Raw genomic sequence first — 18,225 nt, 5'->3', positions numbered from 1 at the left:
GAATCCCACGGGCCCCGGCTTCCGCTGCCGGTGCCTCACCAGGCAGGATCGGCAGGGAAGTTGATGAAGCGGGCGACGCAGAAGGGCAGGAGCAGCCGTGACTGAACCGCTGGAGAAGCGCCTCGAAAAGGCGATGGCCGAACTCCAGGCGGCCCAGGAAGCAGTCGCGCGCACCGAACGCGAGCTGCGGCAGGCGTCGTTCGCGGTGCTCTCCTCCGACCGCGCCGTCCGCGCCACCGTGGGTCCGCAGGGCGAACTGTCCGGGATCGAGTTCCTGGAGAACAAGTACCGAGACATGTCCCCCCAGGAGCTGGCCGCCAGCGTCCTGGAGGCGGCGAACGCGGCCCGCCTGAAGATGAACCGGCACGTGATGAAGGCGATGGCGCCCTTCGCCGAGCCCAGCAGCAACGTGCCGGAACTGAAGGGCTTCGAGCTGGACTGGGAGCGCATCTTCGGCCCCGAAGTGCTGCGCGAGGACGACGAGGACACGGCGCGCGACGGCCAGGCGGCCACCCCCGCCTGGCGGGACGCGCTCGGCGAGGACGGGGAGGACTGACCATGGGGCAGCGGTACTACGTCGACCCGCACCGCATCGAGGCGCTGGCGAGGCAGCTGGAGGAGATCGGCACCCTCGCCACGAGCATCACCGAGGAATTCCTCGACGAGCTGGCGCCCACGGTCAGGTGGCCCGGCACGGAAGGCGAGTTCGCCGAGAAGGCCAAGCCGCAGGAGCAGAAGGAGCGGCAGACCACCAAGGAAACGATGATGTCCATCCGTGACGCGCTGGTCGGCATCACCGACGCCACGGTCAGCCAGGTCCGGATGATGAAGGACACCCGCGACCGTAACCTCGAGGACATCGAGCGGGGCGACAACCGCATCAGGACCAACGGGTTGAACGGCGACGGCGGCCCGGGCGGGCATGGCCGCCGCTGACCACCCCCGCACCGCCGGCCGCTCCCGCATCACGCCGGGAGCGGCCGCTCCGTCCCGCCCGTACGGTCCCCAGGACGGCCCCCGATGAGCATCCAGGCATCGCCCGAGGTCAACGCGATGATCTTCATCCTCACCGGGGAGAAGCTCATCGACGCCGACGAGGACCTCGCTTACGACAGCCGACAGCCCTACTCAGGACTGGGCCGCAAGCTGGACCGGATGTCCGCCCTGATCGACAAGTCGATCCACGACATCGCCGAGGTCATGCCGGACGACCTGGCCAAGTCGTACGCCAAGGCGATGGGCATGCTCATCGACGACGGCGGCAAGAACTACCTGCGCGACTTCGCCGAACAGCTGGACAAGATCGCCGAGGGCCGGCGCAAGACCTCCATGGACATCATGGAGTCCAAGTGGCAGGTCATCGCCGAGGTCATCCGGCTGCTCATCGAGATCGCCATCTATCTGGCGATGTCCTTCTTCACCGGCGGCGCCTCGGCCAGCCAGATCATGATGGCCAAGCTGCGCAGCCGGTTCCTGATCCTCACCACGCTCACCCATCTGCTCCAGCGGCTGCACATCGCGCCCTCGCTGACCGAGGCGTTCGCCGAGGCGTTCACCACGTTCGCGGTGCGGCTGGCGATGATGAACTTCGCCCCGGACGGCCGCCGCCCCGACGGCTTCGACTGGAACGACATCCTCAAGTCCGCCGCGTTCGGCGCCGCTGCGGGCTTCTTCACCAGCGTCTTCGACAACTTCGCGAAGAACATCGTCAAGAGCTACGACAACAACTTCCTCAAGAACGGGCCGGACCTCGACTTCAAACCGACCCCCAACCCCAACCTGCGCAACACCCCCGACCTCGACTTCAAGAACAACAGTCCCAACCCCAAGCCGGACCCCGACCCGAACAACAGCCCTGACCCCAGCCCCAACCCGAACGGGAACGGCCCCAACCTCACCGACAACCCGCCGGTGACGTTCCGCAACGACCCGCTCTCCTTCCGGAACAACCCCGACCTGTGGCGCAACAACCAGCTCCTGCGCAACAACGCCGACCGGCCGGGCGCGCTGGCCGGGCACTACGGAATCAAGGGGACGGCCGACTTCCTCGCCGCCGGCGCCGGTGAGTCGGTCGCCGAGATCCTGATCAAGGGCGCCTTCGAGGGGGACTGGTCCACCAGTTGGTCCACCTTCGTCGGCGCGGGCGTGAGCAGCCAGGTCGAGGCCACGCTCACCGACACCGCCCAGAACAGCGGCGCCGAGCTGCGCCACGTCATCGACAAGATGCGCAACCAGCCGCCGACCGTCTCCGGTGACACGGCGGACACCGGCGACTCCGACACGCGCGACTCCTCCGACTCCTCCCGCTCCCAGCACGGTGACGGCCCCGACCGCACCGACGGCCCCTCGACCGTGAACACTCCGGGCGGCGTCGGCTCCTCGTCCACCTCACCCCAGCCTGTCACCCAACAGAACACCGGGCAGGGCGACTTCACCGGCAGCCAGTCTCCTCCGCCCTACTCCGCGGAGAACCTGCCGCCGTACACGACCGTGGACCCACCGCCGTACTCCCCGGGCACGCTGCCCGTGACCGCCGCCGAGAACGCACTGTGGCAGCAGGTCCACAACGGCCCCGCCGAGGTCCGCGAGCAGGCGCTGCGCGACATCGCCGCCCTGCGCGGCGCCGGGCCGCCCGGCAGCACGGAGATCGGCGTCCGCGACAGCCTGCACAGCAACCTGTCACAGGTGCCCGAGGTCCGGGTGGTGCCCGCCGGGAACGGCCCGGCTGCCCAGGTCGATGCCGACCAGGTCCGCCGCGCCCTCGACGGCTTCGGCACGCCGGTCACGGTGGACGACCCGCTCACGTCTTCCGTGGAGGTGGGTGGGCAGGACGACCGTACGGGTGCGGCGCCGGGGCAGGGGAGCGGTGGTCCCGTCGCCTCCAACGGCTCAACCAGCGCAAACGCGCCCGGCACGGGCACTGGCGGCCGGCCGGGCGGCGCCCACACCGGCGGAGGCCCCCCGGCCCCCACCGCCACCCGAACCCCGGACGGTGCGGCCCAGGTAGACGCCTCGCAGACGACGACAGACGGCTCCCAGCAGACCTCGCAGCCGCCGGAGAACACGTCCCCTGCGCAAAACATTTCCTCTGCGGGGGACACCTCCACTGTGGGGGACACGTCCTCCCAGGAGGCCACGTCTTCCACGGACTCCCATTCCTCCACGGAGAACGACTCTGCTCCGGACACCACCTTCTCGTGGGAGCCCACTCCTTCTCCGGACACCGTCAACTCACCTGACGTCGCCATCACTTCGGACTCCATCGGCAGCGTCTCCACCCTGGCGGCGGACCTCACCGCCGCTCCGCCGAAGGTGGGCACCACCGGCTCGTACGCCGACACGCGTGACGCACTCGACATCAGCGGCGTAACTACGGCACCGCCGCTGACGATCGTGGTCTCCTCCGAGGTGCCCCCGCCGCGGGAGGGTTCGCCGGAAGCCACCGCGTTGCTGGACGGGGCCGGGACGGACCGGGCCGTGGTGCTCGGGCCGGCGGTCACACCCGAGGGGGCCGCGCGTCCGGTTCGCGCCGCCGTCGAGCTGACCCGCGAAGGGCCGGGCGCTCCGGTACGCGTACGGCCGTTGACCGGCCCGCCGCCGCCCACCATGCCGGAGGACGGCATCACGGAGGCCACGGACGCCAGAACAGTCACCACGGAGACCGCCTTCCCCGGCGCGGACGTACTGCTGCCCCTCGCCGACGCCCTTGGACCTGCATCCCGCCCCACCACCCTGAGCACGGCGACGACCGACAGCGACCCGGTGAGCACCATCACGGCGCCGCCGCCCGCGAAGGTGCTCACGGAGACCACAACGCCCTTGCACGGCAACGGAGTCGACTCAGACTCCAAGGTCGTCACCACCATCACCACCGAACCCCCAGCGGCCAAACTCACCACCCTGTCCCGCCCCTGGACCGAGCCGGCCACCGATCTGCACCTGGAGTCGGGCCACGGCAACGGAACCGGCGGACAAGACACCGGTCCGGGCGGCGATGGCACTCCGCCGCTCCCACCCCCGCTCAGCACGCCGGACAACACCCCGGCGACACCCCCCGTAGCACCCCCGCCGCCGGGACGGCTCGTCGTACGACCGGTGGACGACAGCGGCAACACCGGCGACGGGAACCGGCCCACGCGCACCACGGGCGAGCCGTTCGTCACCACCCTGGACGGCCACACGGTCCCCGTTGAACAGCTCCGACGCTGGGTGCCGGACGCGGCAGTGAAACCCCGACCCGGGCGTGCTGTGCAGACGTTGACCATCTCGCAGAGCCCCGCCGAGGACGGAACGTCGCACGGGACGGCACGCCGGACTCTGCTAGGCCAGGACACCTTCCGTGGTGTGCGCACCACCTCCGGCCCCCTCACCACCCCGGGGACCGACTCCGTCCAGCCCCCGCCCCGTACCGTGTTCACCGGCCCCCCGACCCCCCTCCCCGGCTCGGGCACCGAGCAGGGCGCCGACTACTTCGCCGGGCACGGCACCCCCCGTACCGTCACCCTCGGCACCGACGACGCGGCGCGCCCCACCGTGAAGGTCAGCGGTGTGCAGCTGGGCGAGGTGCTCAAGTCCTGGGCGCAGGACGGCGATCAGGACCGGCCGCTGGTGCTGTTCTCCTGCGAGACCGGGCGGCAGCCGCAGGTGGCGGGCCTGCCGGTGGCCCAGCACGTGGCGAACCGCACCGGGCGGCCGGTGTACGCGCCGACCACCGAGGTGGGCACGGCCCGGGACCGGGACGGCGACGTCCGCCCGGTGCTCACCGAGGGCCCGGACGGGCCGGGCAGGTGGCGGCTGTTCACCCCGGAGCCCAGCGGCGCCGACCTGGACGGGCTGGCGCGCGACGCCGGCCTGCACACGGGCCCGGAACCGGCCGACGCCTTCGCCCGGGCCCGTACCCTCCAGCAGATCCGCACGTTGCGCGACGCCCTCGGCACGGACGCCGAACAGCGCCCGGAGAACCGGGAGTTGCTCACCGGTCTGGCCTATGTGGACGGCCTGCGCTGGCTGAGCCCGGACACCGCGGCCCGCTACGGCGACGGCCGCATGACCCCGGATCTGCTGCGCCGTATGGTCTCCGACTGGGCCGCTGCCACGGCCGGTGCCACCGTCGATCCGGTGAGCGGCCCCACCGTCGAGCAGTACACCGATTTCCTGCGTGCCGCAGCCGAGCTGCGCTCCACCGCCGGCCCCGACACCACGCTCGACGCGCTGCTGCCCCCGCCGCCGCCCGCGCTCCCGCCGACCACCCTGGTCTCGCCGGAGGACGTGCGCGGACTCGCCTACGCCCCTTCCGCGCAGATCACCTGGTCGCTCTCCGACACCCCGCTGCCGCTGTCCGAACTGGCCCTCAGTCCCGAGGACACGGCCGAACTCGCCCGCCGCAGACCCGACCTGGCTCCCACGCCGAGCCGACCGGAGAGCCTCGCCGAAGACCTGACCCTGTACAGCAAGGGCGCCACCACGACCGGCCCGGCGGACACCGTGCACGCGGACGGCACGCAGTTCAGGCGGCTGGACACGCCGGGCGACGGGAACTGCCTCTTCCGGGCGCTGCTGGACAGCGCGCGCAGCCAGGACGTACCGCCCGCGTGGGCGGCACGCAACGTCGCCGGGCTGCGCGGCATGCTGCGCAGCCGGTTCACCGGCTCCGAACTTGCCACCGCGGCGGCTGAGGCGATGCCGGACCCGGTGCTCGCCGTGGTGGACGACCTGCGGATGACCGCCGTCGCCGGGGTGCAGGACCCGGACGCGCGGCGCCGGATAACCGAACGATGGAACCGGCTCGCGCAGTCCGTCGTCACCGACGGCGACGGCCGCCAGTGGCGGCGCATCCTCCGCGACAGCGGCTACCCAGGCCTCGCCGAGGTGGCTCCGACTCCCGCCGACGCGCGACGACTCGGCACCGAGGGCCTGATCGCCGAGGCGGCCGAACGCACGGAGCTGTGGTCCTCTCCCTTCGCCGACCTGCTCCCGCAGGCGCTGGCGCACACCCTCGACCTCGACCTGCGGCTCGTCCAGAGCGACCCGCAGTCACCGGCGAACACCCTCGTCACGACCCTCCACCCGGGCGGACAGGGGGGCACCCTGCACCTGGCCTACAACGGCAGCGACCACTACGACGCCCTGGTCCCGGCCGACGCCCCGCTCACCGCCGTACCGGACCCCGCCACCACCCCGGAGCCGGCCACCGAGGAGCCGGACGGCTCCGACCCCTTCAGCGAGTGGCTGCGCAGCATGGGCGGGATCACCGACCTCGACCGCCCCGACCCCGAGACCCCCGACCGGGGCGACCCGGTACCGCTGGAGACCCAGCTCGAACGGCACCGCCCGGCCCGGCTGCTGACCGGCCCGGACACCCGGCCGCCGGGCCCCGCCCCGCGCACCGTCACCTTCGAGGACGGCAGCCGGCTGCCCACCGTACTGATCAGCCCCGATGGCGATCCGCACGGCCGGAGCCCGAAGTCCCCCACGGACGGGACGACCCCCCGGAGCACCCCGACGGGGCTCTTCACCGGCCCCGGCGTCCTCACCCTGCGCTCGCCCGAGCAGGCGGCCCAGGAGATCCTCGGGCAGCTGCCGAAGAAGCTGCGCGACCAGTTCGACGAGGCGGAACTGCTCCGCCTGCTGACCGAACAGCCCGGCGCCTTCACCGCCCCACGCGGCGCACGCCTCGTGGGCCGGGAGAAGTCCGGCGTCGGCCACGAGATGACCGTCGAGGCCGTCCCGTACCACCGCTGGGAACGCTTCTCCGACGTGCACGGCGGCACCGTACGGCTGGACACCATGCGGCGCGGCCAGGCCGGTACGGGCGGCGGGCGCAGCGTCGGCTACGGGCGCCGGATCGCCGCCGCGCTGAGCATGGGCCCGCCGCTCAATTGGCTGCTGAAGATCGGCGTCTCACTCGGCTGGACCCGCAGGACCGACTACACGCAGGGCACCCAGGCGTACCACCAGACCGAGCACCGCGCCCACGAGGGCTCGCACCTGCACCTGGACGACGTCCACTACCGGGTGCGCGTGGACCGGGTCACCGAGGCGCCACCGAACACCACCGGACCGGACAACCCGGCGCCCTCCAGCCCCAGTTGGCAGCGCAGCCCGGTGCACACCGCGCAGTTCGCCATGCGGGACGGGCTCAGCTGGCGGCTTCCGGACGACTTCACCGTGCCTTTCGCGGGGCCCCGGCGGGCGCCGGAGACGCTCACCTTCCCGGACGGGGTCGAGCCGCGGATCACCGACACCACCGGCCTGCATCTGACGGACCCCCCGGAGGACTTGGCGCTCGCCATCTCAGGTGCACGGCCCGGCAGTTCGGCACACCGCACGCTGGTCTCGTACGTCCGACCGGGGCGGCTGCTGGCGCTGTTCGGGCGGTTCTCCGGGCCGGTCAGCGGACCCGAGCTGACCCGGGGGAGCGGACAGCACCCACTCGGGCACCTGATCGTCGAGCGGTCGATCCCGCACCGGGCCACCCTGGTCACGGAGTCGGTCAAGGCGGAGCTGCGCGACCTCACCCAGACCACGTACCAGAACGAGCGCGGCCACGCCCGCGACACCCGCTTCGGCGTCCAGGTCACCGCCGGACCCAACCACACCCTCGCCGGCCCGGAGACCGACGTACGCCTTCAGGGCGGGCCGCTGGTCCGCGCGGACCTCAGCACCGGGCGCGGCCACTACCTGGGCACCGACGCCGCCCGCAAGACCACCGGCCGCGTCCGCAACCACCCGGTTGCGCTGTACCGGGTGGAGCGCACCCTGATGGTGCGCAAGGCCGGCGAGCCGTCGTCCGCGGCCCGCCCGGTCCGGGTGGTCAGCCTGGACTGGATCTCCACGCAGGACGCCCGCCGGCTCGCGGGCTGGGACAGCCGTACGCCCGGACAGACGGGCCCGAACCCCGACGCCGAGCCGCCGGTCCCGTGGTACCTCACCCGCGAGGACCCGGTGCACCTGAGCGGCCAGGTCCGCGCCGAGGGCTTCCGCCCCGACCGCCCGCAGAACGCCGTACCGAACCAACAGCAGAACCTGAACGGGCAGCCCGCCCCCGCCCCCGCCCCTCAAGACCCCATGCGGGCCTTCGCGGACACCGTCCTGGACACCCTGCACCGCTCGTACCCGTCGCTGTTCGTCCCGCCGCTGATGCTCCGGCACCCGCGGCTGGCGAAGTTCTGGTACGGCGACGGGCGGATGCGGACCGCGCTGCACAACGACCGCCAGGTCCGCGAGGCCCTCAACCGGCCCACCCTCGCGCAGAGTCTGGACGATCTGACCACCACCGGGGTGCCGGTCACCCTCACCGAGGACGGCAAGGTGCGCCGCGGCCACCACACCCTGATCCTGCGGGCCCGGCTCGGCGACCGGCGGTTCGAGACCACCATGAGCGAACGGTCGCTGCGCAACGCGGTGATCGGCACCGAGGTGTCCGGCCAGGGGCAGCAGGCGGCCGCCACACTCTCCGGCGGCGTGGAGCTGGGCATCTCGCCGCGTGACCACGACAAGGTGCCCGAGGCCGGCGTGCCCCGCCAGACCGGCAGCGTGTCCGTCGGCGTCCGCTACGCCAGGACCGACCAGAAGTCCACCCGGAACACGGTCGCGGTCACCCACGACCACCTGACGTTCCAGAACGGCGCCGACCTCTACAGCTACCAGGTGGAACTGGGCGCCTCCTTCGAAGGCCACCGCCGCCCGCGCGGCTGGGCCCGGCTCGCCTCGGTCGGCCTGCTCGGCGCCGGCGTGTTCGTCAGCAAGGTCGAGGAGCGCCCGCTGTTCGACCGGGGCAGCGAGACCGTGGGCCGTGTGGAGCTGGCCGTCCCCGTGGCGCACGGCTCCGAACGGCACGCCCCCGCCGACCCGCCGCCCGGCGGACCGGTCACGGCACCGGCGCCCGCCACCCCCGCACCGCAGCGGCTCTCCGCCCTCGAGGCTGACCAGCTCCTCGACGGCACCCGCCCGCTGCCGAGGACGGAATCGGCCGAACGACAGCTCACCCGGAAGCTGCTGAGCGCCCCGCACGTGGTGCTCAGTGCCGAGGGCGGCCCGCAGCGCCAGCAGCTCATGCAGGACACCGCCGACCGCGCCTCGGGCACCTCCTGGCACGTCAGCGCACCCGGCGCCCCGGTGCGCACGGCGCTGCGCCGGGCGATGGCGAACCTCAACGTGGCCGGCCAACTCGGCCAGTACCTGGGCCCGTTCGGCTCCCGCATCACCGGGCTCAACGGCGCCGGACCGTTCCAGACCCACTACCTGAAGGCCGCGGTCCGCGGCGAACTGCACAACCTGCGCGTCAAGAGCGATCCGAAGCCCGCCAGCCTCGAGGCCACCATCGGCAACGAGCACCGCGTCGCCGGCAGCGCCGGCACCACCTCGCGCACGACCCTCGGCGTCCAGGGCGCCGACATGCCGCTTCAGCAGGCCCCGGGCGGGCCGGCGGTGGTCGGCTCCTACTCGACGGCCCTCCAGTACGCCTGGGGCAAGGGCCGCAGCGTCTCGCAGACCCTCACCCGGGGCCGCAACACCACCCTCACCTTCGCCGGGCGCATGTACCTCGTGGTCGCCGACGCCGCCGAGACCGTCGCCGTACGGGACCGGTGGACGGCCGCGATGGGCGCGATCGGCACCCGCGCCGGGGACCGGATCAGCTCCGCCGCCGGACGCCTCTCCGGGCGCCTCGGGCGCGGTCTGGCCCCGCGCAGGGCCGCCGCCGCGCTCCAGCGCGTCCGCGACGCGGTGATGTTCCACCTGCCGATGCAGGACGCCATCGAGGCCGGACTCGCCCCCGACGGCCTGGGCACCAGCACCCCGCGCAACCTCGGTGGCGGCTACCGGCTGCCCGGCTTCCTGAGCGGCCGCCGTTTCCCCACCCACCCCAGCGGCCAGCTCGACGCGAGCCACGCGGCGCAGCAGCTGATGGGGCGGCTGGAGAAGATCGGAGTGCCCTCGCACGACCGCGAGCAGGTCCTCCAGCGGCTCTCCCCGGACTTCCTGCGCGCCAACCTGCACGAGCTGACGACCGACGGGATGACCCTGCCCGTCCGCTACCGCGCCTGGTCCAGCCCGCTCCGGCTGCCCGTCGGCGGCAGTCCCGGACAGGTCCGGTTCAAGCTGACACCGGTCACCACCACCGTGGAGCGGCTGCGCACCGGCTTCGAGTTGGAGGACTACCGCACCACCGCCCGCGACGACGCCGACAGCTCCTCCCAGGACCGCGGCGCCGACGTGACGCTCGGCGTCGGCCAGCGCGCGGTGGACAGCGGCGCCCTCCTCGCCAACCCCTCGCTCCAGGGCACCGCGGCCAAGCAGCGGTCGAGCACCCGCACCGAGACCGCCGGCAGCACCTCCATGCCGAACATCGCCACCACGCAGGCGCACGCCGAGATCGTCACCAGCTACACCCTGACGGTCACCATGACGGACGCGACCGGCGAACCGCTCCCCCCTCGCGCCGTCGCCCCGGTCGGCAGCCTCAACGAGATCCTCCCCGCAGGCCTGCTCACCCCCGACGGCGACGGCGCCGACGGCGCACTCACCGAACAGAACGTGCCGGAACCCGAGCGCGCGGTACGGATGCTGACGGCCGATCAGGCCCGTCCGGACGGCATCGCGGCCTGGCGCAGCGGCACCGCCGACGACTCGGATGTCCTGCCCTTCGACGACCGGATCGGCTCCGGCATCCTCGCCGTGGACCTCCGCGGCGCGGCCAACGTGCAGGACGCCCTGACCCTGGCCACGGCCCGCGCCGACGGCCTCGGCGACAGCGACCTCGGCAAACGGCACACCGGCAAAACTCTCAGCGAACGCGTCCGCATGGCCCGCCTCACCCCGCTCACCGGCCTCGGCACCGCCCCCGCCCAGGCCCAGCAGGAGGCCACCACACAGGTCGGCCTGACCGCCGGCTTCCGCGAGGCGCTCGGCGCGCACGGGTCGTCGCTGCCCACCCAGGCCTCCGCCCGCCTCTTCGGCCAGTCCCACACCGCCGACTCCCGCCTCTACGCGAAGATGCACCGCCGCGGAGCCCGGCTGCTCACCGTGGAGAACAAGCCGCGCATGGAGGCCATGCAGCGCGCGAAGACCTCCGACGCGCTGGAAGCCGGCATCACCGACAACTTCGAGGGCGTGGTCGGCACATCGCCGCTGGCCGGCAACAGCAACGCGGGCGTCACCAACCCGGGCGCCGCGATCCCGATCGGCGGCGCGAACGACGGCACTGCCCTCAAGGGCACCGTGGACACCACCCTCGGCACCCACCTCAAGGTCGTCACCGACCGCAGCATGCTCTTCGCGCTGCCGGTGAGCTGGCTGTCGGTGGCCGAGGTGGACCACCGCATCACCGACAGCCGCCCCCTGCACGCCCTCGGCAAGGCCGAGCGCGGGCCCCGCGCCGCCGAGGCGGAGACCACCGCCCTGGTCTGGCTGCGCGAGGACATCGCCCGCGACTACGGCCTCCTGGACGACACCACGTTCCCCGACGAGGTCAGCAGCGCCTGGGACGACCTTGCGGGCGCCGCGGGCGACCTCGCCGCGGCCGAGAAGGGCTACTACGACGCCCGTGCGCGGGCCCGCGAGACGTGGCTCGACCTGAGCGCGCAGGAACAGGCCGCGCTCGGCGACGACCACCCCGACCGGCCGACGGTCCTGCCGCAGGCCATGGCCCAGTCCCCGGCCGTGGCCGCCTGGCAGGCCGCCCGCGAGGAGGTACGCCGCTGGGAACAGCGCACCGACGCCGCCGCCGCGGACCACCACCGGCTGCACCTCGCAGCCTCCCGCCTCACCGCCCACCACCAGGGTTCGGCCTCGGTTCCCGTGCCGGACCGACAGCAGGAGTACACCGCGCCGGACTGGCGCTCCGAGGCGCCCGAGCCGTACACGATCACCGACGGCACCGACTCCACCCCGCGCACCCTCACCTCGCCGGACGGCACCACCGTGCGCGAGGTGCACGACATGCCGCACGACGGCGCCTCGTTCTTCCACGCCCTGCTCGCCGCCGCCCACGACCGTGGCCGGTTGCCCCATCTCCTCGGCACCGACCTGGCCGGCCGGTTCACCGCCGCCGCCGGCGACCCGGCGGTCACCGAGCGGGCCGTCCGCGCCGCCCGCAACCGCCTCGCCTGGGCACTGGGCGAGGACAGCAACGCGGACCTGCTCGACGGGCTCGCCCTGGACGCCGCGGACACCTTCACCCAGGACGAACTCAGTTTCGCGGGCGTGCAGTTGACCCCCGCCCAGCAGGCCGAGTTCGACGCGTTCGGCCGGCTCCCGCAGACCCTGTGGCCGACCCCCGCCCAGCGGGTGGCGCTGGCCACCGCGGCAATGCTCCGCCCGTTCACGAGCGAGCCCCGGCAGGACGGCACCGGGCAACCCGACGGCGAACCCGCCCCGCCCGAGCGCCGCGCCGGTGACCACGGCGGCGCCGACCTGCTGCCCGCCCTTGCCGCCCGGGTCCTGGGCACCCCGCTCACCGTGGTGACCGGTGAGGGCCGCGACCAGCTCTTCCTCCCGCACGGCACCGATCCGGCCGCCGTCGACCCGGCCACCGATCCAGTCCTCTTCGCAGCCGACGGCTTCTTCCACGCCGCCCTCCCTCCGGGCACCCAACCCCCCGTCGCCACGCCGCTGCCGGCCCCGACCGCCACCACCACAACCGCCGGGACGACGAACGGACCCACCTCGCAGCAGCAGTCCGCGAAGCCGCCCGCGCACCGCAGCCACGCCACCCCGCCCTGGATGCCGCCCGCCGACAGCAGCGGCCCGCGCTACCGCCTCGACCGCGACGGAGTCCTCACCGCACCCGACGGCGCCACCTACACCCAGGGCACCCCCACCGGCCGCGGCAACGGCTTCTTCGCCGCGCTCTCCACGGCCCTGCACCACGCCGCCGACCAGCCGGGCCTGGACCCCCACGTGGCGACCCGGCTGCGCAGCCGCGCCGGAGCGCCGCCCAACCGGCTCATGCGGCTGAACGGTCTCCCCGGCGCCCCGGCCGAGCGCGACTCCCTCTTCACGCCTCCGCCGCTCCGCCGGCTGCCCGGGGCCCCCGCACCGAGCCAGGACGCCCGCGACGGCCACCTGCGCCGCCACCTCGCCGACGCCCCCTGGGGCCCCGAGGCCGACCGCGCGGTCGCCGAGTGGGCCGCCGCCGCGACCGGCGCCACCGTCACCCTCATCGAGGAGAACGGCACCGCCCACACCTACGCCGGACCGTCCGGCGAAGCGGGCCCCCACCTGAGACTCCGCCGCCGCGGCGGCGACTTCGTCCCCCTGCTCGTGCGCACCCCGGCACCCGAGCCGCGGCAGGACCAGCAGGACCCGGCCGCAGTCCCGCTGCCCCCGTCCCCCACGGGCAGCGACCTTCCCGGCCTCCCGCCTCTCCCGCCCCTGCCGGGCCTCACCACCGAGGAGGAGGCGCTCGACCTGAGCACCCTGTCCGGAAACCGCCCCACGATGGACCTGGGGGACCCGGGCGCCACAGGGCAGACGGGCGCGGACTCGGACACCGAGATGGATCTCGACTCCGGCGACGACTCCGCGCCCGAGGAGGCGGCCGTACTCACCGGCCCGGAGTCCGAGTTCGCGAATCGGTTCGCCGACCTCCTCGCCGAGCCCGAACCTCCGGTCGACGCCCTGCTGGACGTGGTGCGACAGCGCAACACCGCGCTCGGCGGATTCCCGGACGTGGCGTTCGACAGCGCCTTCACCGAGCTCACGGGCATCGGCGTACCCGAGGCCCTGGACCAGGCGGAGCAGGACGGCCGGCTCCGGACGGAGGACTACGACGACCTGCGTGAGGCCCTCGGCCTCGGCATCGGCGGCCCGTTCACCCAGACACGCCCCACCGGCACCTCGGCACGGGACCGCGAGGTGACACTGCGGATGCTGGACCGGGTGGCCCGCCTGGTGAAGGAGGCGCTCCGCAAGGAGAACCGGGAGGCGGACGCCCAGGTCACCCCGCACATCGCCGTCGCCCTGCTGCCGGACGGCTCCCTCGGCATCGCGGGCAACACCGGCGCGAAGGCGATGACCAGCGACGAGGCCGCCCTGGTGGAGCAGGAACTGCGCTGGTTCGTCACCGGTCAGGAGGCGGCGGGAACCCCGCGGCAGCGAAAGCTGGAGCAGTGGAACCGCGACGAGGAACAGCACCGGCAGAGCAGGGCACGGCTGGACCGGCGACAGCGGGAACTCGACCAGCGGGGCGAGGAGTTGGCGGAGCTCCGGACGAGGCTGGACGAACAGTACGAGTCGGGTGCCTGGAACGACGAGCTGCAGCAGCAGTGGGACAACCTCCCGAACGAGGACGAGTCCCTCCGGCAGGACCGCCGGCGCCTTACGGCGGACCAGCAGCAGTGGCGGCGCGACGAACGGTGGCTGGCCCGCAGGCGGCCCGCGATGGCACGGGAGATGCGGGACCGCACGAAGCTACGGGCCCTGGCCACCGGCTGGTACCGGCTCTACCACCCGGGGTCGCCCGAACTCGACCTCGTCAAGAGGGCGTTGTCCAACCCGACCGTCCTCAACGTCAGCGGCCGTGACGCGACCCCGGCCTTCGGGTCGTACGGCTCCGAACACGGCGAGATGACCCTGCTCGGGCACTGGGTCGAGCACTGGCAGAACAACCCCGGTGACCCGCACGACCCGCAGACGCTCGACCTGGGCGGCTTCAAGATGGCCTGCGCCTCCTGCGACCTCGCCTACCAGGCGGTCAATGAGTACATCGGGCGCCCCCTCGGGTACCGGGTGCGGGCGTCCGGGACCCACGGCACGTTCTTCCCCGGCTGGCGCATGCCGCAGTGGATGCAGCAGCGGGCGGAGCTGTGGAACCACATCCGGGACAACGCGGACGGTGTCGGCGGAACTCTCGACGACAACGGCGTGCTCAACGGCGACAGGACCGGTACCGGGAACCCGCAGAATCCCGACGCGTCCTCCTCCGAGTACGAATCCGGCGGCGAGGCAACGGACACGGATGCCGCGATGGACACGGATGCCGCGCCGGACGACGCCGCGCCGAGCCATGAAGCGGTGAGCCCGCGGCTGCTGCAGAACCCCGCCGCCGAACCACCGAGGGCGACCATCCCCACTCCGAGGGGCCCGCGGGACACCCGCCCCCGTTTCGTGGTGCGGTCGGGCTTCGACGCCCGCCGGTTCTCGTACCAGGGGGAGCGGGTCACGGACCTCACGGTACGGCTGGCGATCCGGGGCCCGGAGGGCCGGATCGCCCACGTTCGCGATCAACTCGACGCAGGGGTACGCGACTTCCTGAACCACCCCGCGTACCGGTTGCCGAACGGCGACCGCCTGCATGTGACGGTCGAGCACGTCGATCCGTCCGATGCCCCGCACCTGACGGTGGATCTTGCGGACCGGGACCGGGCGATGGACCAGAACACGTGGTGGGCGGACGCCGACCCGGTGCACATGGTCCACGAACTCACCCACCAGCTCGGCCTGCGGGACGAGTACCGGGATGCCGATTCCCCGCACCGCCCACACATCCCGGGCAGCCTGCTGGGCGACCTGAACGCAAGCCCCGAGGACTCCTCCCTCGCCGCGTCCGGCCTCCGTGGCCGTCACCTCGCCCTGCTCGGCGCGCTCATCGGGAACGTGACCCCGCAGCCTCAGCAGAACGCCGTACAGACCTGGGAAGCGGCGCGCACGGCCACCGCACCGATCACCCGCGAATCCGTCTGGGTCGACCCGGTCTCCCTGCCCCGACCGGCCAACGGCACGGCAGGCACCGAAGTCGCGGCCCACATGCCGCCGGCGGCGACGCTCACACCGTTCAAGTCGGGCGGCTTCGAGTTCACGAACCTGAAGCACACCGAGGAGAGATACCGCGACAAGGCCGTCCGGATCATCGAACTGCTCAGGGACCACCCGACGATCCGGGACTACATCGGCTCCCGCCCCTGCCGCATCACCCTGCATCTGCGTACCACGGAGACGCCGGCCGACGTACGCGACCTGGGGGACGAGGGTGTCCAGATCAACCTGGCCAGCTACTACTTCGAGAAGTACGGCATCGGCCACATCATGGGCATGCTGGCCCACGAGATCGGTCTCCACCCTCTCGCCTCCCGCAACCGGGACATCCCCGACGAGGAGGCGATGTTCCGGGGCATCCCGCTGCCGGTGCCGGGGCTGGCCGATCTGAAGACGCCGCGCACCATGAACACCGACAGCGCGGGTCAGGCCGACCACATCATGGCCGCCTTCCCCAGCAGCACCCGGCACCGGATCTACCGCGACATCGTCCTGAAGATGGCCGACATGCTGGCCGACGCCGCGCGGGACGGCGTGGAGGGCGCCAAGGCCAAGGACGTCACGGACCTGATCGACTGCTATCTGATGGACGTCGCCTCGATCGCCATCACCAGCGACTACCGGATGAACGCGGCCAAGGAACCAGGCAACACCGCCAAGGTCTACAACGCGTACAAGGCCCTGCTCGCCGAGCACATGGCCGAGGACAGCCCCGCTCGCCCCCTCCTTCCCACCGACAAGGGACTGTTCGGCGTCGTACGGGACTTCGCCCAGCTCGCCACCAGCCTCGCGACCAACAACCGCGGCGACAGCATCCAGCAGCCCATCGCGACGGACGAGGCCCAGCCGCGGCTCCCGCAGCCGCGCGAGACGCCCGCGCAGAAGACCTCGCCTCCCACCCCGTCCCCGCACGACACCCGCCCCCGTTTCGTGGTGCGGTCGGGCTTCGACGCCCGCCGGTTCTCGTACCAGGGGGAGCCGGTCACCGACCTCACCGTCCGCGTCGCCCTGCGCGGTACGGACAGGCAGATCGCCCACGTACGTGACCAACTCGACGCCGGGGTAGGTGAGTTCCTCAATGACCCCGCGTACGGCCTGCCGAACGGGGACCGCCTGCACGTGACCGTGGAGTACGTAGACCCTGCGGATGCCCCGCACTTGACGGTGGACCTGGTGGACCGGGACCGGGCGATGGACCAGAACACGTGGTGGGCGGACGCCGACCCGGTCCAGTTCGTCCACGAACTGACCCATCAGCTCGGCCTGCGGGACGAGTACCGGGATGCCGATTCCCCGCACCGCCCGCACATCCCGGGCAGCCTGCTGGGCGACCTGAACGCAAGCCCCGAGGACTCCTCCCTCGCCGCGTCCGGCCTCCGTGGCCGTCACCTCGCCCTGCTCGGCGCGCTCATCGGGAACGTGATCCCGCAGCCTCAGCAGAACGCCGAGCAGACCTGGGACGACGCCCGCGCGGTCACCACACCGCTCCCGCGCGCGTCTGTCTGGGTCGATCCGGTCTCCCTGCCCCGAACGGCCGATCACACCGGCCCCACGGCCCCGGAGGTCCCGCCCCACATGCCGGCGGACGCGAACACGACGGCCACCCCCGCCGAGCCGACCCTCGTCCCCTTCAAGTCGGGGAACTTCGAGTTCACCAACCTGAAGCTCACGGACGACAGGTACCGCGACAAGGCCGTCCGCATCATCGAGCTGCTCCGCAAGCACGCGACCATCCGGAGCTACATCGACGATCGTCCGTGCCGCATCACCCTGCTGGTGCGGACCACGGAGACGCCGGCCAATGTGCGCGACCGGGGCGCGGACGGCGTCGACATCGAACTCGCCAGCTACTACTTCGAGAAGTACGACATCGGCTACGTGATGGGCATGCTCTCCCACGAGATCGGTCTGCACCCGCTGGCCTCCCAGAACACAGGCATCCCCGACGAAGAGGTGATGTTCCAGGGAGTGCCGCTGGCGGTGCCCGGACTGTCCGATCTGAAGACTCCCCGCACGATGAGCACGGAGGGCGCCGGGCAGGCCGACCACATCATGGCCGCCTTCCCCAGCAGTACCAGGCACCGGATCTACCGCGCGATCGTCATGGAGATGGGCCAGGTACTGGCGCGGGACGCGGCGAACGGGGACGAGAACGCGAAGTCCAAGGACGTCACGGACCTGTTCGACTGCTACCTCATGGACCTCGCCTCGATCGCGGTCACCAACGACCACCGGATGAACGCGGCGACCGAGCCCGGCTACACGGCGAGGGTCTACAACGCCTACAAGGAGATGCTCCGGGCCCAGCTGGCACAGGACCCCGCTCTCCCGGCCCTCCTGCCGTCGGACAAGAGCATGTTCGGCGTGATCAACGATTTCCGGCGCATCGGCACTCACATCGCGATCAGCAACCGCGGCGACAGCATCCAGCAGCCCCTCCCGACCTGAGCCCACCCTGCGGCGGCGTTA

At 72.6% G+C, this 18,225-nt stretch carries 3 protein-coding genes; all 3 read left to right on the top strand.

Going from position 1 to position 18,225, the window contains the following annotated elements:
* The first annotated feature begins 97 nt into the window (after nucleotides 1-97).
* The gene (locus ACFY5C_RS00765) at nucleotides 98-556 is read left to right on the top strand and encodes a YbaB/EbfC family nucleoid-associated protein (RefSeq protein ID WP_389438980.1); all 459 of its coding nucleotides are present in this window, start codon (nucleotides 98-100) and stop codon (nucleotides 554-556) included.
* A 2-nt stretch (nucleotides 557-558) separates the two neighbouring features.
* On the top strand, nucleotides 559-936 hold the full coding sequence (locus ACFY5C_RS00760; RefSeq protein WP_362385821.1) for a hypothetical protein: 378 nt from the start codon (nucleotides 559-561) through the stop codon (nucleotides 934-936).
* 84 nt (nucleotides 937-1,020) lie between these two features.
* Complete coding sequence (locus ACFY5C_RS00755; RefSeq protein ID WP_389438978.1) at nucleotides 1,021-18,204, top strand: hypothetical protein; 17,184 nt, start codon at nucleotides 1,021-1,023, stop codon at nucleotides 18,202-18,204.
* Nucleotides 18,205-18,225 lie beyond the last annotated feature (21 nt).

The sequence above is a fragment of the Streptomyces sp. NPDC012935 genome, from assembly GCF_042900345.1.
GTDB lineage: Bacteria > Actinomycetota > Actinomycetes > Streptomycetales > Streptomycetaceae > Streptomyces.
The sequence above is the reverse complement of the archived record's forward strand: the minus strand, read 5'-3'. Positions and strand labels throughout refer to the sequence as shown.

Coding starts and splice junctions, on each gene's coding strand:
- ACFY5C_RS00755 (WP_389438978.1), top strand. CDS start 1,021: ATGAGCATCCAGGCATCGCCCGAGGTCAACGCGATGATCTTCATCCTC.
- ACFY5C_RS00760 (WP_362385821.1), top strand. CDS start 559: ATGGGGCAGCGGTACTACGTCGACCCGCACCGCATCGAGGCGCTGGCG.